Genomic DNA, 20,730 nt, shown 5'->3' with positions numbered 1-20,730 from the left:
ATAGTTTAGCCCTGCTATTTCGCGACTTTATTCTATATAAAGCTGATAGCAGACCCAGCTAACATAGGGAAAAAAGATATTGAATTTACAGAGTGGTGTTACAAAAAATTAGGGCTGTAGATGAGAATACATGTTGATTTATAAGCTAAAAGAGATGCAAGATACTTATGTAAAAATAACCATAAATAATTCACCCTATTGTCTATTGGTGAATACGGACTAAAAAAGAGAGCCTTAGCTCTCTTTCAGATTCAAAACTACAGTACGTTAAACAAGTAGCTTTTTAATTGATTAAAGTTTGCAGCAAGCGTCACAGACAAGATATCCTTATTTTCTACCGCAGCAAGCTCTATAGGCAAAGCAAGTTCAATATCAAGTTCTTTATCAACGACATCTTTAAATTTCGCAGGGTGTGCAGTGCCTAAAAATATCCCTTTTTCCTCGGTAGACAAGGTTAGCTCTAATGCTTTAGCAGCAATGGCGGCATGTGGTTCAGACAGGTAACCTTGGCAGATCAGTGCCTTTAGCGAATCAGAGGTATCTTCTTCAGACAAGGCTACCCCTTTTATATCAGACAAAGACCAACCCATTTTCTCAACAATCGCTTCGACCCTTGGCCAATTACTCGGCTCAGCCACATCCATGGCATTTGACATCGTCGCAACCGTCGCTTGCGGAAGCCAATCACCTTGTTCTAAATAACGAGGGACAGTGTCGTTACTGTTGGTTGCAGCAACAAAACCCGCGATGGGCAACCCCATGGCTTTCGCAAACAAACCTGCGGTCAAATTACCAAAGTTACCGCTAGGAACTGCAATCACAGGATCTTGATTATGTTGACGTTTAAATTGAGCTACCGCCTCAAAGTAATAACAAGTTTGCGCCAATAAGCGACTAATGTTAATCGAATTGGCAGAATTAAGGTGCAAACCATCACGAACATCGCTGTCTTCAAACGCATGCTTCACCAGTGCTTGGCATGCATCAAAATCAGACTCAACCGACACAGTATGAATATTCCCACCCAAAGTTGTGAACATCTTTTCCTGCAAGATACTGATCTTGCCTTTGGGATAAAGCACCACTACCTGAATGTTGTCCAGTCCAAAAAAGGCATCCGCGACTGCAGCGCCTGTATCACCAGAGGTTGCCGTTAATATATTGATTTTTTTATCACCGGCTAATTCATTTAAGCATTGTGCCATAAAACGGGCACCAAAATCTTTAAACGCTAACGTCGGTCCATGAAATAGCTCAAGGCAGTATTTACTGTCATCAGCCTTAACCAACTTAACATCAAAATTGAAAGCTTTTTCGACCAGAGAGTCTACAGCATCTTGTCCTATTTCTGAGGCTAACCAGGCGCCTAATACCTTTTGGCTGCGTTCAACAAAAGGCAGTGCTAATAAGGCATCCATGTCCTCCAATACTGGGATTTCACTTGGAAAAAATAAACCTCTATCTTTACCAAGTCCTAACGTTAAAGCCTCAGTAAAACTGACCACTTGAGAGGGATGTTTTAAATTATACAGTTCCATGATTTCAACTACCTTTTATCAATACTTATTTATCTATTCTACGGGCGCCTAAGGCATCTAACTTACAAATATGAGAAAAACCTAGCCCTTGCTCTACGTAGTTTGTCTCTAACCAAGCTTGCGCTGCTTGAGCCGTTGCCAAACTGTCAGTGATAGAAAAAAGGGTCGGTCCGCTGCCAGAGATCCCTGTCGATAACATCCCTAGTTTATCTAACGCTTCCCTTGCAGACTCATACCCTGGTATGGCTGATGCGCGGTAAGGCTCGGCCAATACATCTTTTAATACACACATCGCCAGCTCAGCATCTTGTTGATAAGAAGCATGAACAAAAGCACTTAAATTACGTCCAAAGTCGATGGTGACAGACTGGCTATATTGGGCAGGTAAAAGCTCACGCATCTTGGCCGTCGAAAGCGATATCCCCGGATAAGCCACAACCCAATACCAAGCTTCAAATGATGGAATGCTATCACAGACTTTAAGCTGAGTATTGAGCATCAACTGCATCCCCCCTAAATAGCTGGGCGCGACATTATCATAATGAACAGAGCCACTGATCTTGCCCTCAAATTCTCCCATCAGTATCAGTAAAGCCTGCTCATCATAAGGATGGTTAAAATACTCATTGAGAGCATACAGTGCAGCCACCACAGAGCTAGCACTAGAGCCTAGTCCACTCCCTACGGGCAAATTTTTCTCCAACGTCAGTGCTATTCCTTGTTGTTTATTCAACTGCTGCATAAAAAATAACGCACATTGGTAAACAATATTATCTTCAGGAGCTGGAGGTAATTTATCTGCCCACAAGCCTTCAACACTTAATGCAATACCTGATGTCGAAGATGTAATAGACACTCTGTCTCCGAATAAAGAACCATCAATCGGTGCCAATGCAGCACCGAGTAAATCGTAACCGACACCAACATTACCCATAGAAGCTGGAGCGTAAACGGTTATGCTCATGCGCTCATCTCCCGAGTCCAATTTAAGGTTCTCAGTAAATCAGCAAACACACCAGCGGCGGTGACATCTGTGCCCGCACCATAACCACGAAGCACAAATGGGATAGGTTGATAATAGCGACTATAGAAGGCTAAAGCGTTTTCACCACCTTTAACACTGTAAAGAGGATCTGCAGCATCGACTTCTGCTATTTTGACTCGGCAACCATTATCGTCAATTTGACCTAAATAACGCAGCACTTTCCCTTCAACACGAGCTTTCTCGACCCATTGGGCTATATACTGATCAAGTTTAGGTAAATGACTCATAAACGTTTCGACATCACCACTAGCATCAAACCCATCTGGCAGTACCGACTCGATAGTAATATCGCTTAATTCGAGATCTAATCCCACCTCACGCGCTAAAATAAGCACTTTACGAGCCACGTCCATACCACTGAGGTCATCTCTAGGATCTGGCTCAGTGAAACATTTATCACGTGCAATTCCAGTTGCTTCAGAAAGTGTCATTCCTTCGTCTAACATACCAAAAATGTAAGACAGTGAACCTGATAGTATCCCATTGAACTTCAGAAGCTTATCGCCGGCAAAAAGTAGTTTTTTAAGATTATCAATGACTGGTAATCCAGCACCGACAGTTGTCTCATACAAAAATTGTCTACGTTGTTTCAGCGCTGTTTGGCGCAAGTCGCGATAATATTGGATATCTCGGGTATTGGACTTCTTGTTTGGTGTTACGACATGTAAACCAGCATTCATCACATCTAAATATTGATTAGATACATGCTCACTCGACGTACAATCGACTAACACAGGATTGAGTAATTGCTGCTCTTTTGCCCACTTCAACATATAATCAAGATCATATGCTGTTTGGCTATCACTGAGTAAGCTACCCCAACCATTGAGGTCCACTCCCTCTGCATCGAGTAACATATGACGAGAATTAGCAATACCGCACACTCTGACAGTAATGTGCTCTTTTTTCAGCATTGGACTTTGCATTTTTATTTGCTCAAGCAACCCAGATCCAACATTACCACAGCCCACCAAGAATACATCTAGATAATGCTGCACATCAAAAAAACGTTGGTGGCAAGCTGAAATAGCATGCTTTGTTTTACGCTGTTCAATGACTGTTGAGATTGAGCGCTCTGAAGACCCTTGTGAAATAGCAATAATATTCACTGACGCTTGCGCTAGCGCTTGGAAAAACTTACCCGCAACCCCTTTGTGAGTGCGCATACCATCGCCTATCAATGACACAATGGATAAATTATCTCGCATCTCAATAGGTTCTAACATGTCATTTTTAAGCTCTAATTCGAACTCCAATTCCAATGACTCTTTGGCTTTAAGTGCATCTTCGGTGGCGATACAAAAACTGATACTGTATTCAGACGAGCTCTGTGTAATGAGTGAAACAGAGATCCCAGAACGAGATATCGCTCCTAGCGTACGGCTTGCCATCCCCACCATACCTTTCATGCCGGGACCTGAAATATCAAACATGGTTTGGTTATCTAAATTAGAAATAGCTTTAACATTCAAACCACTCTTATCAGCATCATTGGACACTAATGTGCCGATAGCTGATGGATTAAAACTATTACGGATATAACAAGGAATATGGTAACGAGCAATAGGCAATATCGTTTTAGGATGCAACACCTTAGCACCAAAGTAGGAGAGTTCCATGGCCTCTTGATAACTAAGCTGAGAAAGCAATTTTGCATCAGTCACAACACGAGGATCAGTATTATACACACCATCGACATCAGTCCAGATCTCACAACATGTGGCCTCTAAGCAAGCAGATAACACGGCTGCTGAATAGTCGGAGCCATTGCGCCCAAGAATGACAGTTCGTCCTTGTTTATCTCCTGCTGTAAATCCAGGCATCACCCAGACACGTTGACTTGTTAACGGCAGTTGTGCAAAATTAGCTTTACTCAACTCGATATCAACCATAGATTCCAATGGATCACCAGTAGCGACCAACAAGACTTGAGGCTCAAATAAGTCTGAACTAAGATCGTTAGCTATCATCAACTGCACCATCAGTTGAGATGACAGTTTTTCACCAGCAACTAATACTTCAGCTCTCACAAAATCTGGACACTCATTAAGCAAACTAATGCCGAGTAACTTCTTTTCCCAAAAGCTCATTTGTTCAGCTAGCGTCTTCATCAATTGAGATAGTTGCAACTGAGTTAATGCAGAACTTGCGCTTTGGTATAAATGAGTAAATACAAGCTCAATATCCGCTAACACAGCGGTAAAGTCATCCCCCTTAATCGCAAGGTCGACGACTTCTAATAACCCATTTGTGACGGTTGCTGGTGCCGACAACACGACAGCGACTGATTCAATTTTTGCAGTATCGGCAATAATGGCCGCTGCTGCACTAAATCGTTGCCAGTTAGCTAACGAGGTACCACCAAACTTCATTACTTTCATTACTTTCTCCTTGTACCGCGCCACTCAAGAAACAAAAAAGCCCGCTCCTTGGTATGGGAGCGGGCTTGTCTTATTCAAAATCTTAAGTACGTTTAGCCTGCTCCCACGAAAATAATCGTGGTAGTGGTTGTAATAATGCTGGTTACAACGCTATTGAGGCAATGCATTAGAAATTAATTAATCCAAATAAACGTAAATATCAATGAGAACAGAATTGCTTTTTCCTATGCCCATGTCAACCCCTAAGCATAATTTAACGAAAATAATGCCATTAATGCTCTATTTTCACCTCTAATCATAAAAAGATTAACCTCTACTCAGACTAAGAGAACAACAGTAAAAGAACTAAACCATGCTTATCAACCATGGTAAAATAATAGTTATACATTTGAAATTAAATGGCTTTTAACTTCACAAAAATGTAAACATCAAACCAGTAAAGCTTTTCGATAATAAAAAATGACTCTAATAATCTAAACGTCATCATTATTTCCATATCACTTCTATTTTATTCATTGAAAATTGATTTTCAATGTGTAAAAACCAAGTTAAAATGTGCACACATTCTGAATTGGAGCCAATATGAAAATCACCAAACACTGTGCAGTAAGCATTCATTATCGTTTATCTGATGAGAAAGGCCTTGTCATCGAAGACTCTTTCGAAGGTGAGCCAATGCTTTATCTCCACGGAACTGAAAACATGATCCCAGGCCTAGAAAATGAACTAGAAGGTAAAGTTTCGGGTGATAAATTAAATGTTACCGTTGACCAAGAACATGGTTATGGTCCATATCATGATGGTTTACGTCAAGAGGTTCCTGTCACTGCATTTGGTGATACTCAAGATATCTCACCAGGTATGCGCTTTATTGCTGAGACCGAAATGGGTCAACGTCCTGTTCAAGTTATAGAAATAAAAGATGATGTTATTGTTGTCGACGGCAATCATCCATTAGCAGGCCAATCATTGAACTTTATTGTTGAAGTGATCGACGTTCGTGAAGCGACTGCAGAAGAAATAGCACATGGGCACATTCATGATGACGGTAGTCGTTGTGCCTCAGAACACAATCATTAGCAAACCATTGAGATCATATCCCCAAGTGACTTCAAGATTCAGTATGTCGAAAAGTAACGAGTTCAAGGCAATAAATTGATGAACTCGTTATTCTCGACTCGGAAATTTAGGAGTGATTTGGATATAGAATACGAGTCAGCTATTCTAGTTACGACATGGAAAAAGGGTTAATGAGACGTTCATTAACCCACTCGCTTATACACACTTGTGTTTGGTACTCGTTCACAAAATGAGTTGTTTTATTTTATCTCTTTGCTCTTGCTTCATATGCTTTAGATAATTTGAACAACGAGTGATAGTAGCAATACTGATCTGACACTCGGAAGCTATCTGACGCTGACTCATTTCACCGAAAAGCAAGGCTTGAAAAACCTTGAGTCTGCCAGCAATCGCACTACGTTCCTCTTCTGTTAATAAGAGTTCAAATAAGTTAAGCAGGGCATTATGATCTTGGTGACTCACCACTTTTTCTAACACAGAATCCCAATCAGCTCTCATTTATCTTCCCTTTCATTTATGTCGAACATAAGCTTAATCTTATTTTTTATGAATCAATACTAGCTACAGTGTAATATTTGAGTGCCTCTAGCTGAATGAGTCACGATTTAATGTAACTGTATTACTTCAGTAAAAGTCTATCAAAATGCCAACCAAATCCCAAGCTATCATCTTATCCAAGCTCATTTGTCCACACCGTAACAGGAATACAAACACTGTTACCAAAAAAATCATCTTTACATGTAAACTATTGAATATTTTCATAGTATCAGCAGATAAAAAAGGAATACAATAATAAAGTAATGACACAAAACGTGAGAGCAATATAATGAACAATAAAGCCAAAATGGCCATATTGTCACTCGTAACTAGCACAACTTTAGTTGCGAATGTACAAGCACATAATTTCAAAAATACAGATGATGCGATCGAATACCGTCAGTCAGCATTCAGTTTACTTGCTTACAACTTCGGTGATATGGGCGCCATGTTAAAAGAGAAAAAAGCGTTTGATGCCCAGATTTTTGCTATGCGTGCAGATAATGTCGCAGCATTGTCAAAACTTCCTTTAGAGGGTTTTACACCGGGTTCAGATAAAGGCAACACAGAGGCACTCGCTAAAATCTGGGAGGAAAAGTCTGATTTCGACACAAAAATGCTTCAGCTTCAAAAAGATGCTGCTGCACTTGCTATCTTAGCAAAGACTGATGATAAAAAGATGTTAAAGCAAGCATTCCAAGCCACTGCAAAAAATTGTAAAGGTTGTCACGATGTATATAAAAAAGACTAAATAGCAGTTAAAACCTGATCTCTCTGTGAGATATCAGGTTTATAATTGACTCTGCACCATGTTATCTACATCATCTCTAACACAGGAAAAATCAAATAGTATCCAACCATTCCCGCAATCATAGCCAAAAGTAGCAAGGCTATTAATACCGAACGAAACCTTAGTTTCAACTCTGTTTTTTCGGGTACTTGTTTATAACCTGTGATCATGGGAATAATTAACTTATCACCCTTTATTCCATGATAAATCACAGCTAACACATGAATACCTGCCAAGCCTAACATGACATAAAACACTTTTTTATGCAGCCAAGTCATCAAAGAGCCCACTTCATTAGAAACAAGTGAATATAATGGCCCTTCTGTAAAAATCTCATCTGAAGCAAATAAGCCACTTATTAATTGTGCAGAGATGAATGTAATTAAGGCAATCACCATATATCCCCCCAAAGGATTATGCCCTACACTAGAAGACACGCCTTGCTCCTTAGTCAACTTCATATAACCTAATACGGTTTTAGGATGCTTAATAAAATGACTGAAACGTGCAGTATCACTCCCTATTACCCCCCAAATAAGCCTAAAGATAATCAGAATCATCAAGGAGTATGCCAATATCTGATGCCAATCCATCTCTCCAATATCAGCTGTCCACCACAGAGACCCTAATAACAAGATCATGCCCCAGTGAAAAAACCGAGTAGGAAGATCCCAAACTTTAATTTTATTGTTCATTTTTTACCAGATACATAAAGTGTTGAATGGAGTATGCGAAAGAATGTGCTGCGAATTAGGCGAGTATTATAAAAAAAACACTACAACTTATCCATTCAAATATGACTTTCTCCTCTCTTTTTTACAAGCGATTTTTAACAAATATTTTCAAAAATTGTTTAAGCGATCAAATAAAAGCCTACCGATACATAGCAGCCACTAAAACGTGACATTGATCACAACTTTAACTGTCAACATTGGTAGTCTGCACTTAATGTAACAATAAAAGGCTAACTATATGATAAAGATCACTAGCAAAAATCTTGAAGTAACCCCTCTTATTCGTGAACGTGTTCAAACTCGCTTAAATAAGCTTGCTAGGCATGATATTCAACTGCTCAACCCACATGTCATCATTACCCAAGAGAAACTATTATTTAAAATTGAAGCCACTGTCGGGATCCCCAACCACACGCTTTTTGCTCAAGCAAAACATGAAGACTTTTACTCCGCGATGAATGCGATGGGGCAAAAACTTGAAAAGCAACTCAATCGCCTAACTCATAAATCTGAAGCCCAACGATATGACACTTTAAAGAGGCAAGGAGAGGTGGTAGACACCGATATTGAAAATGAAGAAAACCATAATGTTGCCGCTTAAAAGTAACATGGGTACATGACTTATTACTCTGTTAAAAAAGAGTATTATTGGTTTGATTTTCACAAACAATTTATCAAAAGCGTACCTATAAGGTGTGCTTTTTTATGTCACAACATAAATGTTGTATCTCATTAAAAAAACAGTGTACTGTCGATGTACACTGAAATATAAAAAAGTTTTAATTGACACGCATGGCTTCGCGCTTTACTTTTGTAAGAATGAAACGACCTAATGCTAACTTTTTTACTTTCTTTTTTATTCCCCCCAAGTAGGGAGGCGGAATTTCGGTGTGAAAACGAAAGTGAAAATTCCAAAGCCTCCCTAGTGGGAGGTTTTTTTATATCTGCATTTGATTAAAATATAGAGGACAGCATGAGCAAACCACAGCCATTAAATCATACCCGTGAACAGATCACTGCACTAGATAAAGATCTACTGGCGTTGTTGGCTAAGAGACGTGAGCTCAGTTTGAACGTAGCCCGCAGTAAAGAAGTCGACATACGCCCAATACGTGATACTCAAAGAGAAAAAGAATTGCTTTCTCGATTAGTTAAACAAGGTCGTGAACAAGGTCTAGATGCTCATTATGTTATCTCCCTTTATCAAAATATCATAGAAGATTCGGTACTTAACCAACAAGCCTATCTGCAAAACCGTGCCAATCCCGAAACTCAACAACAGCAATATAATGTAGCCTACCTTGGTGCACGAGGTTCATACTCCTACTTGGCGGCTAATCGTTACTGCGAGCGACGACAGGTTGATATGCTGGACTTAGGTTGCAAAAGTTTCGATGACATAGTTCAAGCTGTAGAGTCAGGACATGCAGATTATGGGTTCCTCCCCATAGAAAACACCTCATCAGGTTCGATTAATGAAGTCTATGATGTCCTTCAACATACAAGTCTAGCTATTGTTGGTGAAACAACTATCGAAGTCGATCACTGCCTACTCGCTAAAAATGGCAGTAAATTAACCCAAATTAAAACCGTTTATGCTCACCCTCAGCCTATCAGTCAATGCAGTCGATATTTAACCCTTCATTCCGACTATAAATTGGAGTATTGTTCTAGCAGTGCTGAAGCAATGGAGAAAGTGATTAATAGTGACGATCCTACCGTAGCAGCCATTGGCAGCACTGAAGGTGGCGCACTTTATCAATTAGAAGCGATCGATCAAGATCTGGCTAATCAGAAAATTAACCAGAGTCGCTTTATCGTTGTCGCTAGAAAAGCCATTGCTGTACCTGAACAAATCCCAGCTAAATCAACGTTAATTATGGCGACAGGGCAAAAGCCTGGAGCGCTAGTTGAAGCACTTTTAGTGTTAAAAGCCCACAATTTAAATATGAGTAAACTTGAATCCCGCCCGATACCGGGTACTCCTTGGGAAGAAATGTTTTATCTTGACCTCGATGCTAATCTGAACAGCGAGGCGATGCAGTCGGCACTCAAGGAACTTGAGCGTATTACCCGGTTTATTAAAGTATTAGGCTGCTATCCATGTGAGACAGTTAACCCAACTCAACTGTCTAACAGCCAGTTAATGATAGAACCCGATACCAGCCGTGCTGAACGTTCAACAAAGACATTAACACCAAGTGAGCTTATCAGCACTGACAAGCTCAGATACAGTAAAACCAGCAAAGAAGATGCTACTGAAGTCACTATAGGACAGCTACAAGTCGGTGATGGACATTTCGGTGCGATGGCGCTTATCTCTTTGCCACAAGACAGCGATCTCTATAGTCACAAGGCAAAATCACTAAAAGAAGCAGGTTTTCAGGCAGTGGTTTTAGAAGGACTATCCCGACAGTTAGATATGAACGCTGATATCATTAAATTAAAAAAATCACTGCACCAATTTAACCTAGAATGCATTATTTCTGTCGAACATGAATCTGAATTGAAATTTGCTACTGAGCATGCCAATATGCTGCTTATCGCTGGTAAACAAATGTACAATAAAACCCTGCTAAGGCATGTAGGTTCGCTGCATATGCCTGTGATATTAGAACGTAATACCATGGCAAGTATTGAAGAGTTACTCAATGCCGCAGAGACCATATTAACTCAGGGTAATCAACAATTGATACTTTGCGAGTCAGGAGTAAGGACATTCAATAATTCTATTATGCCTTCACTCGATTTGGCTGCACTCGTCGATATTAAGGCAATGAGTCACCTTCCTATTTTAATTAATCCCAGCTATGCATCTAATCAACACACACTTTCACCTCATGCTAAGGCTGGGAAAAAACTCAATGCCGACGGCTTAATACTCTGCTTTTCATCACAGCAAAATGAATTTGACGCTGAGCTAGCTCATCACAGTGAATTGCTTAGAAGCCTATACCATTAGATAAACGATAAAAAAATGAGGACTTTAGTCCTCTTTTTTTATTCAAGATAGATAAGATATTAGACAGTAAGACCTTCGGTCAAATTTAACCAGCCTTTAAGGATGCGGTGACAAAACCAAAGGGTTGCAAGTAAATAAACACTCACACTAAGCCAAAGGGGTGAGAGTAAAAATCCAACCCCACTTAAAATAGCAAAGCCAATAATTGAATGACGTTGCCAGCGTAGATGTGACTTAATAAGTAAACTGACACACACAGGTTTATGATAAAGATTAATCACTAACCCTAATAAGGTCGGAAGAAAAAATAGAGGGAAAGCGATCATCAAACCATACAAAAAATGCACTAAACTGGGATCGTTTATGGATACTTTCTCTGAGGTCATTGATATCATAGATAAGCTCCAATAATGACAAATAGAGATAACACATCCCTTAACAATACTTTCTCAATCGCTATTACGCAAATCCAACTTTCTTTAGCTTACCACCAAACTCGCCGTCAATAATCCATATCAGCGCTCAAATTTACAAAGTAAGAAGGTTCAAATTTCACCCTGTCTTACGGAAATAAGCCCATTGAATGATCGATTAATCAGTTCTCATATCATTGACAGACTGCAGCATAACACGGCTTTCACGCTGAAACTGAGGAGCAAAATCACCAAACCACTGTGCCACTTCTTTAAACTGAAGCACAAATGCTTCTCTATCACCTGTTTGTAACAAGGATAATGCCTGTGAGTAATTATCTAAGTAATCACCAATAGCCTGCATGCTCTCTTTTTGGGCAAAAATGATATCAGCATAGAGATCAGGGCTTTGGGCAAACAAACGACCAACCATTGCGAGTTCGAGGCGATAAATAGGTGAACTAAATTGCAGTAAACTTTCGATATCAGCCCCTTCTTTATAGAGGTTTAAACCATAAACAAAAGAAGAAAAATGTCGCATTGCTTGCACTAGCTGCATCGCTTTATCATGTCTCTCAGCTTCTGCTTCTACAATTCTGGCACCCCATATTTGGATTTGCTCCAACAACCATTGGTACTCCTCACTTTGACGTCCATGACAAACAACCACGACTTGTTTCGCTAAACTACCAACATCAGGACCAAACATTGGGTGAAAACCTACTACAGGCCCTTTATGGGCTGCTAACATCGCTGCTAGTGGCTTACCTTTAATCGATGTTAAATCCGCCAAAATACAACGAGCAGGCAAAGTAGTCAGTTTATCTTTTATTAAGTCACACGTGATACCAATAGGGACTGTCACAAGCACTAAACCGGCTTCATCAAAAATATCATCCGCTTTAGCCCAATCATCCTTGTCGATAATGTTAACCTGATAACCTGATAAAGTCAGCATCTGGGAAAACAACCCTCCTAATTTCCCGCTTCCCCCTACAATAACAACACGACCTAAATTAGGGTTTACCTGCTTAAAACCGATATCCTTCTCATTAAGGTAAGACTCACGCATCAAGCGTCTTAAAATATCCTCAATAAGTTGCGGTGACACGTTCATCTTTTGAGCTTCATCACGACGCTTCGACAACATAGCAGCTTCGCGCTGAGGTGCATATATAGGTAAACCTGCCCCATGTTTTACCGCACCAACCTGAGCAACCAAATCCAAACGTTTTCTAAGAAGGTGGATCAGTTGTTGATCAACACCATCTATCAAGCCTCTTAAGTTCTCAAGTTCAGCTGTTGTTCTCTCATTCATTCGTTGTCTTCCCGCCAGAGGCATATAAAAATTGTATTACTCACAAAACGTTCAATATTAACCATTAGAAACTTTAAGCTGAGCAAAACGATTAGGCAACACAGCTGAAAGCGATGCCGCACCTTCGCGTAATAAATGTTCTGTGGTTGCCCAATCGATACAAGCATCAGTCACTGACACACCGTAGGCGAGTTCACACATTGGTTTATTACTACTTTGTTTGCCCTCATTAAGGTGACTTTCAAGCATCACACCAATAATAGATTGATTACCCGATAAAATCTGCTTAAAAACGTCTTCACAAACCCCTTTTTGCTTGCGGTGATCTTTCGCAGAGTTTCCATGGCTACAATCGACGATTAAGCGTGCATTCAAATTAGCACTATGGAGTTGTTGTTCACAATCCTCAACGCTTTCAGCATCATAATTTGGCGTTTTTCCACCACGTAAAATGACATGCCCATCAGGATTACCCGCTGTTTGAAGCAGTGCAACCTGCCCCTTTTGATTTATCCCCATAAATCGATGACTACTGGCTGCTGATTCAAGTGCATTTATCGCCACCCCAAGCTTACCATCTGTGCCATTTTTAAACCCAACAGGCATAGATAAACCTGATGCCATTTCCCTATGAGTTTGTGACTCTGTGGTTCGTGCTCCAATAGCAGACCATGTGATCAACTCAGACATATACTGTGGGCTGATGGGATCGAGAGCTTCAGTTGCAACGGGTAATCCCAACTCTGCCAACCAAATCATTAATTCTCTGGCTTTGCGAAGTCCTTTCTCCACATCGAACGACTCGTCCATATCAGGATCATTAATCATCCCCTTCCAACCAACCGTCGTTCTTGGCTTCTCAAAATAAACTCGCATCAATATGAAAAAATCATCATTCAATTCATCATGCAATTTCTTAAGTTTTAATGCGTACTCCTTTGCTGAATCAATATCATGAATAGAGCAAGGCCCTGTTATGATAAGCACTCTGTTATCTCGTTTATGTACAATATCGGCGACAGTTTTACGCGCATTAAGCACGTAACGGTATGCATGCTCAGATAAAGGTAACTCAAACTTTAACTCTTGAGGAGTCACTAATACGGTTTCTGAACTGATATGAACATTATTTATCGTATCTTGCTGCATACTAACCACCTGATAGTTTTCTTAAATTGTCTACATTGCGTTAAATTAACACTATACATCTATTATTTCACTAACCCCCCGTAATAGTGTATTGCTACACCATTACATTAATATGTTAATAATGCCTTTACTTGCCCTTAAGATCAAGCGAGTTATGCACACAAAAGAAGATTTTTAAAAATTAGTCCATTTATTCTGATTATAATATTTTTCTCAGTTCCAAGATCACAAAAACCCGCTATAAGCGGGCTATTGTGCGAACACTGCGTCTTTTTCTTACTTTAAAGCAACAACTATTATTATTTAGTCGCTAACTTCTCACGAATACGTGCAGATTTACCTGAACGTTCACGTAGATAGTAAAGCTTAGCACGACGAACACGGCCACGACGCTTAACTTCGATACCAGAGATGATTGGGCTATGCGTTTGGAATGCACGCTCAACACCTTCACCATTAGAGATTTTACGTACTGTGAATGCAGAATGTACACCGCGGTTACGCTTAGCGATAACAATACCTTCGAACGCCTGTAAACGTTCTTTACCACCTTCTACAACACGTACTTTAACAACGACTGTGTCGCCTGCACCAAATTCTGGTACATCTGTTTTCATTTGCTCTTCGTTGAGCATTTTAATGATATTATTCATGAAATAAACTCCATACTAGTAATAACTGATCGTCACTATCCACACTCATTTGTTGAATCAACAAACTGATTTAAAAGCTTCGTTTGTTCGTCAGTCAGAGCTAGATTTTCTAATAATTCTGGTCGTCTTAACAAAGTTCTACCGAGACTCTGCTGTAGACGCCAGCGTCTAATATGTTCGTGGTTACCACTTAACAAAACTGCCGGAACATCTAAACCATCCAAAGTTTCAGGACGAGTGTAGTGGGGGCAATCCAGTAAACCGTCAGAGAAAGAATCTTGCTCTGCCGACGCTTGTTTTCCGAGAACACCCGGAACCAGCCTAGATACTGAATCAATCAAAGTCATCGCAGGAAGTTCACCGCCCGAAAGCACGTAATCACCAATTGACCACTCTTCATCCACTTCAGTTTGAATAATACGTTCATCAACACCTTCGTATCGACCGCATACTAAAATCAAACTGTCTGATTTAGCTAACTCTTCAACGCCTTGCTGTGTAAGCTTACGTCCTTGAGGAGACAGATAAATCACCTTCGTACTGTCGCCAGCTGCAGTTTTTGCAGCATGAATAGCGTCGCGTAAAGGCTGCACCATCATTAACATACCAGGCCCACCACCATAAGGGCGATCGTCCACAGTATTATGTTTATCATGGGTGAAATCTCTTGGATTCCACGTGTGCAACTTAAGCAGGCCTTTGTTAACGGCCCGACCCGTTACTCCAAAGTCTGTTACGGCACGAAACATCTCTGGAAACAGGGTTACTACCCCTAACCACATATGTCCTACCTCGACTTAAAAGTCCGGATCCCAATCCACTAAGATCTGTTTGTCCGTTAAGTTCACCTCTAGGACGAACTGCTCGGTGACAAAGGGGATCATACGTTCCACTTTGCCAAAGCCATCTTTTGCGTTAGCTTTAACAAGAAGTACGTCATTCGATCCTGTTTCCACGATCTCCTGAACCTTACCCATGTTATAGCCTTTAGTATTTGTCACTTCACAACCGATAAGATCACGCCAGTAGAATTCATCTTCAGGCAGTGCTTCTATCTGTTCTGCAAGCACAGCAATCTCACAATTTGTGAGCATCTGAGCTTGATCCCGTGTTTCTACACCTTCAAGAGAAGCCACTACAGCTTTCCCCTGAAAACGCCACTGGGTCACTTTTACTTCGCGCCACTCACCTTGTTCTTTAATCAACCAAGGTGAATAGTCAAAAATGCCTTCAACAGAATCGGTATAGGTAGTGATCTTCAACCAACCCTTAATGCCATGACTGGAGCCTATTTTTCCCAGTACGACAGGTTCTTGTTTACTACTCATCAAACTATACCTTAACGCTATTAAGCAACAGCTTTACGTGCGTCTTTGATCAACTTTGCTACACGATCTGATGTTCCAGCACCGTTAGTCACCCAGTGCTCAACACGATCTAGGTCTAAACGTAACGTTTCTTCCTGACCACGAGCCATTGGGTTAAAAAAACCAACACGCTCAATGAAACGACCATCACGGGCATTACGGCTATCAGCAACAACGATGTTATAAAATGGACGCTTTTTTGCGCCGCCACGAGCTAAACGAATGGTAACCATGCGTCTTCAATCCTCTAATGGTTTGCTTCTTCGAAGCAAAATAAAAACTGGGACTCCGTGTTCGCGAAGTGTCCCAGTGTAGAAAGCCGGACGAGTGTACCTTACTTACCGGCAAATGCAATGTTTTTTGACCACTACCACTCATCCCTAGTATCGCGATATTGAGTGGAATTGTGGTTTACAGGTCCAAGTTAGGGCTAGCCCCAATCGAATCTCAAATTTAAAATAATATTAACGTCCTGGCATCTTCATGCCTGGTGGCAACATACCGCTCATGCCACGCATCATTTTTTTCATGCCGCCCTTAGCCGACATTTTTTTCATCATTTTCTGCATCTGACTAAACTGCTTTAATAAGCGGTTTACATCTTGAATTTGAGTACCTGAGCCTTGAGCAATACGGCGCTTACGTGAACCTTTAATCATATCTGGGTTCGAACGCTCACCTTTAGTCATGGAATTAATAATCGCTTCCATCTGATTGGTCATCTTACCATTTTGAACTTGAGCCAGAGCTTCTGGTGGCAGTTGCCCCACACCGGGTAATTTTTCAATCATATTCATCATTCCGCCCATATTCTTCATCTGTTGAAGTTGTTCGCGAAAATCCTCAAGGTCAAAACGGCCTCCTTTCTTCACTTTAGCAGCAAGCTTCATCGCTTTGTCTTTATCGACACCGCGTTCAACTTCTTCGATAAGTGACAGTACATCGCCCATGCCTAAAATACGTGATGCAACACGATCTGGATAAAATGCCTCAAGTGCATCGGTCTTCTCGCCAACACCTAAGAATTTTATTGGTTTACCGGTAATATGACGAATAGATAAAGCAGCACCACCGCGCGCATCACCATCAACCTTCGTCAGTACCACACCCGTTAAAGGTAAAGCTTCATTGAATGCTTTGGCGATATTAGCCGCATCTTGACCAGTCATCGCATCAACAACAAACAATGTTTCAACAGGATTGACCGCAGCATGAAGTGCTTTGATCTCATCCATCATGCCCTCATCGACATGCAAACGGCCAGCGGTATCAACAATCACAACATCAATAAATTTGAGCTTGGCATGCGCCATCGCCGCATTAACGATATCGATAGGCTTTTGGCTAACATCAGATGGGAAGAATTCAACTTCAACCTCTGTTGCCAATGTTTCTAACTGTTTAATGGCGGCTGGACGATATACGTCAGCACTCACAACCAAAACAGATTTCTTCTCACGCTCACGTAAAAACTTAGCAAGCTTGGCAACACTGGTCGTTTTACCCGCACCTTGAAGACCTGCCATCATAATCACAGCTGGAGGTTGAGCTGAAAGGTCTAACGCTTCATTGGCTTCACCCATCGCGTTTTCTAATTCGCTTTGGACAATTTTAATAAATGCTTGGCCTGGACTTAGACTCTTAGAAACTTCCTGCCCTACAGCACGCTCTTTTACGCTGTTAACGAAATCACGTACAACAGGTAAGGCCACATCAGCTTCGAGTAATGCCATGCGCACTTCTCGTAAGGTTTCCTTAACATTATCTTCTGTTAAGCGGCCACGACCACTAATATTTTTTAGTGAACGTGACAGTCTGTCCGTTAGGTTCTCAAACATTATCGAGTTCTTATCATTTAGAATTTATATTAATTAATCGACATTATATACCCAAGCCAAGCCAAGAAGCTAGTTCAGGATCCTTTAGGTAAATAAGTAAAGAACACCCCCTTACAAACTGACTCTTTTGCCTCTGAGTAACGTTAAATTGGATGACAAACATTCAAGAATTATGACTCACGCTAACAAAGCCTATTTTTGTACTTAAAGCTAGTGCACAATTAGCCGCTGCTCGTGTTATTCTATCTGTAGCTTTTTATACTGTCTTTGCTTGTCAATAACATAACAAGCCCATTGAGCTCTGTTGACAAACAAAGTGCTAGCATTGTAAACAAAAACGATAGGTTAATACTTAATGGTTATATTTTCCGCTTCAGCCATGTTTTTTTACTGCATCGCCTTAGTGCTAGTGGTAAGTCGCCTGTTTCATGTGAACGGTCCAAATCGCCGTATCGTCGCAAGTTTGGCAGCAATTGCTGTCATATTACATGCTGGTGCCCTATCGCAAGCCATGTTCACCGATAATGGACAAAATTTCAGTCTTACCAATGTGATCTCTTTAGTTAACTGGATCATCGCCTTTAGCTTTACGGTATTATTATTTAGACTCAAAATGATTGTCGTCATCCCTGTTGTGTATGCATGCTCTATCATATCCGTCGCATTACTTTGGTTAGTACCACCTGAATACATTACTCACTTTGACATTCACCCTGATATTTTGGTTCATGTGGTTTTATCACTGATGGCCTACAGTGCGCTCATGATTGCTGCTCTATATGCCATCCAACTTGCGATTATTCAAAACAAGTTGAAAAGTAAAAAGTTAATCATGAGCACTGTAATGCCACCTTTAATGACCGTTGAAAAGCAGCTTTATCATTTAGTGATTGTTGGCGTTATCTTACTCAGTTTATCACTGGCTACAGGTTTCATTTTTCTCGATGATATGTTTGAAGATGGAAAAGGCCATAAAGCAATACTGTCTATTCTTGCTTGGTTTACCTATATATCCATGTTAGCTCAACAATATTGGGTCGGTTGTAAGATAAGGACAGCTGTTATTTATACTTTGTCAGGAGCCACTTTATTGTCATTAGCCTATTTTGGTGCTCGCATCGTCAAAGAACTGATTTTAAATTAACAATATTCATCAACACGCCAGGATTGCAAAATTGTGCATCTCAGAAAAATTCAGTATAAAATTGAATTTACTGGCCATGTTAAGTCCTGTATTCATCCTATTTTAACAGACAAGATATAAAGGACTGACTTGACACTGTAACCAAATCGCTGTAATTACTAGTGTCTAAAACTTATTTCACCGTTCAGCGTAATTTACGACTAAACTAATGGAGCTCCTTTTTGGACGCCATATCAACCAGTGTACTTCTGATCATACTTTTTGTTTTACTCATCATTTCAGCTTATTTTTCAGGATCTGAAACTGCTATGATGTCACTAAATCGCTATCGACTAAAACACTTGGCATCCAGCGGAAATAAAGGCGCTCAACGCGCGATCAAGATGCTTGAACGCCCTGATAGGCTGATAGGACTGATTCTTATCGGTAATAACCTCGTGAATATACTGGCTTCAGCCATAGCAACCATTATAGGAATACGCTTGTTTGGTGACGTGGGAGTCGCCATCGCGACAGGGGCATTAACCTTAATTGTGCTTGTTTTTTCCGAGGTCACTCCAAAAACCATCGCCGCACTACATCCTGAACGTGTCGCCTTTCCTTCCAGTTTAATCCTTAAATGGTTACTGGTGATCTTGTCTCCATTAGTAAAAGCCGTTAACTTCATCACATCAGGCGTATTGTTCATTATTGGAATTCGTTCAGTCCAATCTTCCGATGCATTAAGTCAAGAAGAGTTAAGGACAGTCGTGCATGAAGCCGGAGCACTCATTCCAAGACGTCACCAAGAAATGTTATTGTCTATCATGGATCTGGAAAAAGTCACTGTTGAAGATATTATGATCCCACGTTCAGAACTATTTGCCATCAACATTAATGACGACTTTAAGAGCATTACGAAACAAGTGATCCAAAGTCCTCACACTCGAGTCTTACTCTATAGAGAAACCATTGATGACGCCGTAGGATTCGTACATTTACGAGATGCTCTTCGCCTGCAATCTAAGAACCAGTTCAGTAAATCTTCACTGCTGCGTGCTGTAAAAGAACTCTATTTTATTCCTGAAGGCACACCACTTAACGTACAGCTAAGTAACTTTCAACAAAACAAAGAGCGTACAGGTCTTGTGGTTGATGAATATGGTGATATTCAAGGCTTAGTAACATTAGAAGATATTCTTGAAGAAATCGTCGGCGATTTCACCACCTCACCAGAGCCTGCAACGAGTGAGGAAATCAATAAACAACAAGATGGTAGCTACCTTATTGAAGCCGCCATTAACATTCGAGAACTTAACAAAGAAATGCAGTGGCACTTTCCTATCAACGGTCCAAAAACCATCAATGGCCTGATAATAGAGTATCTCGAAGAGATCCCTTGCATCAATACGAGTATGCGTATAGCCGGCTACCCTATCGAAATCGTAGAAGTAGGGGGCAATAAGATAAAAACAGTCAGGATAATGCCACAATACTACCAAGCCCCAAGCAAACACTAATAGTCAATTAGAACCATGATAAGAATGGTGTCAACAACAGGTTTATGTACGCTAAATATAAACATTTAGAAAAATAATTTGAACTTTTTAATCAAACTTGACTCTGATTATATGAACTGGTTTTTTGTTTAAATTTAATTGATGAGTACTAAATTTAAGCTTATTTTTACTGTTCATCGTTCTCCCTTAAATTAGATAGTTTCTAGCGCGACTATCAAACTATTCCAAATTTGGAACATGTGGCGACCTAATTAGGTCGCTTTTTTTTATCTATTGAAAAAG

At 40.4% G+C, this 20,730-nt stretch carries 18 protein-coding genes, 1 pseudogene and 1 other annotated feature; of the genes and pseudogenes, 6 read left to right on the top strand and 13 right to left on the bottom strand.

Annotation, left to right across the window (positions count from 1 at the left end):
• Window positions 1–257 precede the first annotated feature (257 nt).
• The 3 genes from thrC to thrA are packed head-to-tail and all read right to left on the bottom strand — an operon-like array spanning window position 258 to window position 4,964.
• Window positions 258–1,538: a threonine synthase gene (gene thrC, locus HQQ94_RS07620; protein WP_173293853.1), complete on the bottom strand. Its 1,281-nt coding sequence runs from the start codon at window positions 1,536–1,538 to the stop codon at window positions 258–260.
• Between the two features lie 25 nt (window positions 1,539–1,563).
• Entirely contained in the window at window positions 1,564–2,502 is a 939-nt protein-coding gene (thrB, locus tag HQQ94_RS07615; protein WP_173293852.1) for a homoserine kinase, read from the bottom strand.
• Window positions 2,499–4,964 (bottom strand): bifunctional aspartate kinase/homoserine dehydrogenase I, encoded by a 2,466-nt coding sequence (gene thrA / locus HQQ94_RS07610; protein WP_173293851.1) that lies wholly within the window; start codon window positions 4,962–4,964, stop codon window positions 2,499–2,501. Before thrA ends, thrB begins: the two co-directional genes overlap by 4 nt.
• A 582-nt stretch (window positions 4,965–5,546) precedes the next feature.
• On the opposite strand from thrA, the pseudogene HQQ94_RS07605 reads away from it, so the two are divergent.
• A pseudogene (locus HQQ94_RS07605) lies at window positions 5,547–6,041 on the top strand (peptidylprolyl isomerase); the annotation flags it as partial.
• Between the two features lie 225 nt (window positions 6,042–6,266).
• Here the strand turns inward: HQQ94_RS07605 and trpR are convergent.
• A complete protein-coding gene (gene trpR / locus HQQ94_RS07600) occupies window positions 6,267–6,542 on the bottom strand; it encodes a trp operon repressor (protein ID WP_173293849.1) in 276 nt (91 codons plus the stop codon).
• Between the two features lie 328 nt (window positions 6,543–6,870).
• Here trpR and HQQ94_RS07595 point away from each other — a divergent pair, with 328 nt between their 5' ends.
• Window positions 6,871–7,332 (top strand): cytochrome c, encoded by a 462-nt coding sequence (locus HQQ94_RS07595; RefSeq protein ID WP_173293848.1) that lies wholly within the window; start codon window positions 6,871–6,873, stop codon window positions 7,330–7,332.
• 65 nt (window positions 7,333–7,397) lie between these two features.
• Here HQQ94_RS07595 and HQQ94_RS07590 read toward each other — a convergent pair whose 3' ends face one another.
• Window positions 7,398–8,066 carry a cytochrome b/b6 domain-containing protein gene (locus tag HQQ94_RS07590; protein ID WP_173293847.1) on the bottom strand — a complete coding sequence of 223 codons (669 nt, stop codon included), beginning with the start codon at window positions 8,064–8,066 and terminating at the stop codon, window positions 7,398–7,400.
• 277 nt (window positions 8,067–8,343) lie between these two features.
• On the opposite strand from HQQ94_RS07590, the gene hpf reads away from it, so the two are divergent.
• Together hpf and HQQ94_RS07580 are read left to right on the top strand one after the other, a co-directional pair.
• A complete protein-coding gene (gene hpf / locus HQQ94_RS07585; RefSeq protein WP_173293846.1) occupies window positions 8,344–8,706 on the top strand; it encodes a ribosome hibernation-promoting factor, HPF/YfiA family in 363 nt (120 codons plus the stop codon).
• A 220-nt stretch (window positions 8,707–8,926) separates the two neighbouring features.
• Window positions 8,927–9,048, top strand: a sequence feature (Phe leader region).
• 30 nt (window positions 9,049–9,078) lie between these two features.
• A complete protein-coding gene (locus HQQ94_RS07580; protein WP_173293845.1) occupies window positions 9,079–11,067 on the top strand; it encodes a chorismate mutase in 1,989 nt (662 codons plus the stop codon).
• A gap of 59 nt (window positions 11,068–11,126) precedes the next feature.
• Here HQQ94_RS07580 and HQQ94_RS07575 read toward each other — a convergent pair whose 3' ends face one another.
• The 8 genes from HQQ94_RS07575 to ffh form a co-directional block, all read right to left on the bottom strand.
• On the bottom strand, window positions 11,127–11,462 hold the full coding sequence (locus HQQ94_RS07575) for a hypothetical protein (RefSeq protein ID WP_173293844.1): 336 nt from the start codon (window positions 11,460–11,462) through the stop codon (window positions 11,127–11,129).
• Window positions 11,463–11,658: 196 nt separating this feature from the next.
• On the bottom strand, window positions 11,659–12,798 hold the full coding sequence (gene tyrA, locus HQQ94_RS07570) for a bifunctional chorismate mutase/prephenate dehydrogenase (protein WP_173293843.1): 1,140 nt from the start codon (window positions 12,796–12,798) through the stop codon (window positions 11,659–11,661).
• A 57-nt stretch (window positions 12,799–12,855) separates the two neighbouring features.
• Window positions 12,856–13,947 (bottom strand): 3-deoxy-7-phosphoheptulonate synthase, encoded by a 1,092-nt coding sequence (locus HQQ94_RS07565; protein ID WP_173293842.1) that lies wholly within the window; start codon window positions 13,945–13,947, stop codon window positions 12,856–12,858.
• Between the two features lie 299 nt (window positions 13,948–14,246).
• Window positions 14,247–14,600, bottom strand: coding sequence for a 50S ribosomal protein L19 (gene rplS, locus HQQ94_RS07560; RefSeq protein WP_173293841.1), 354 nt, complete (start codon window positions 14,598–14,600; stop codon window positions 14,247–14,249).
• Window positions 14,601–14,635: 35 nt separating this feature from the next.
• Window positions 14,636–15,382: a tRNA (guanosine(37)-N1)-methyltransferase TrmD gene (trmD, locus tag HQQ94_RS07555; protein WP_173293840.1), complete on the bottom strand. Its 747-nt coding sequence runs from the start codon at window positions 15,380–15,382 to the stop codon at window positions 14,636–14,638.
• A 15-nt stretch (window positions 15,383–15,397) separates the two neighbouring features.
• The gene (rimM, locus tag HQQ94_RS07550; protein ID WP_173293839.1) at window positions 15,398–15,928 is read right to left on the bottom strand and encodes a ribosome maturation factor RimM; all 531 of its coding nucleotides are present in this window, start codon (window positions 15,926–15,928) and stop codon (window positions 15,398–15,400) included.
• Window positions 15,929–15,948: 20 nt separating this feature from the next.
• On the bottom strand, window positions 15,949–16,200 hold the full coding sequence (rpsP, locus tag HQQ94_RS07545; RefSeq protein WP_173293838.1) for a 30S ribosomal protein S16: 252 nt from the start codon (window positions 16,198–16,200) through the stop codon (window positions 15,949–15,951).
• 231 nt (window positions 16,201–16,431) lie between these two features.
• Window positions 16,432–17,805 (bottom strand): signal recognition particle protein, encoded by a 1,374-nt coding sequence (gene ffh, locus HQQ94_RS07540; protein WP_173293837.1) that lies wholly within the window; start codon window positions 17,803–17,805, stop codon window positions 16,432–16,434.
• A gap of 355 nt (window positions 17,806–18,160) precedes the next feature.
• Here ffh and HQQ94_RS07535 point away from each other — a divergent pair, with 355 nt between their 5' ends.
• Together HQQ94_RS07535 and HQQ94_RS07530 are read left to right on the top strand one after the other, a co-directional pair.
• A complete protein-coding gene (locus tag HQQ94_RS07535) occupies window positions 18,161–18,949 on the top strand; it encodes an inner membrane protein YpjD (protein ID WP_173293836.1) in 789 nt (262 codons plus the stop codon).
• A 221-nt stretch (window positions 18,950–19,170) separates the two neighbouring features.
• Window positions 19,171–20,448: an HlyC/CorC family transporter gene (locus HQQ94_RS07530; protein ID WP_173293835.1), complete on the top strand. Its 1,278-nt coding sequence runs from the start codon at window positions 19,171–19,173 to the stop codon at window positions 20,446–20,448.
• The last annotated feature ends 282 nt before the right edge of the window (window positions 20,449–20,730 follow it).

Source organism: Shewanella sp. VB17, assembly GCF_013248905.1.
In the GTDB taxonomy this organism is placed as follows: Bacteria; Pseudomonadota; Gammaproteobacteria; order Enterobacterales; family Shewanellaceae; genus Shewanella.
The sequence above is the reverse complement of the archived record's forward strand: the minus strand, read 5'-3'. Positions and strand labels throughout refer to the sequence as shown.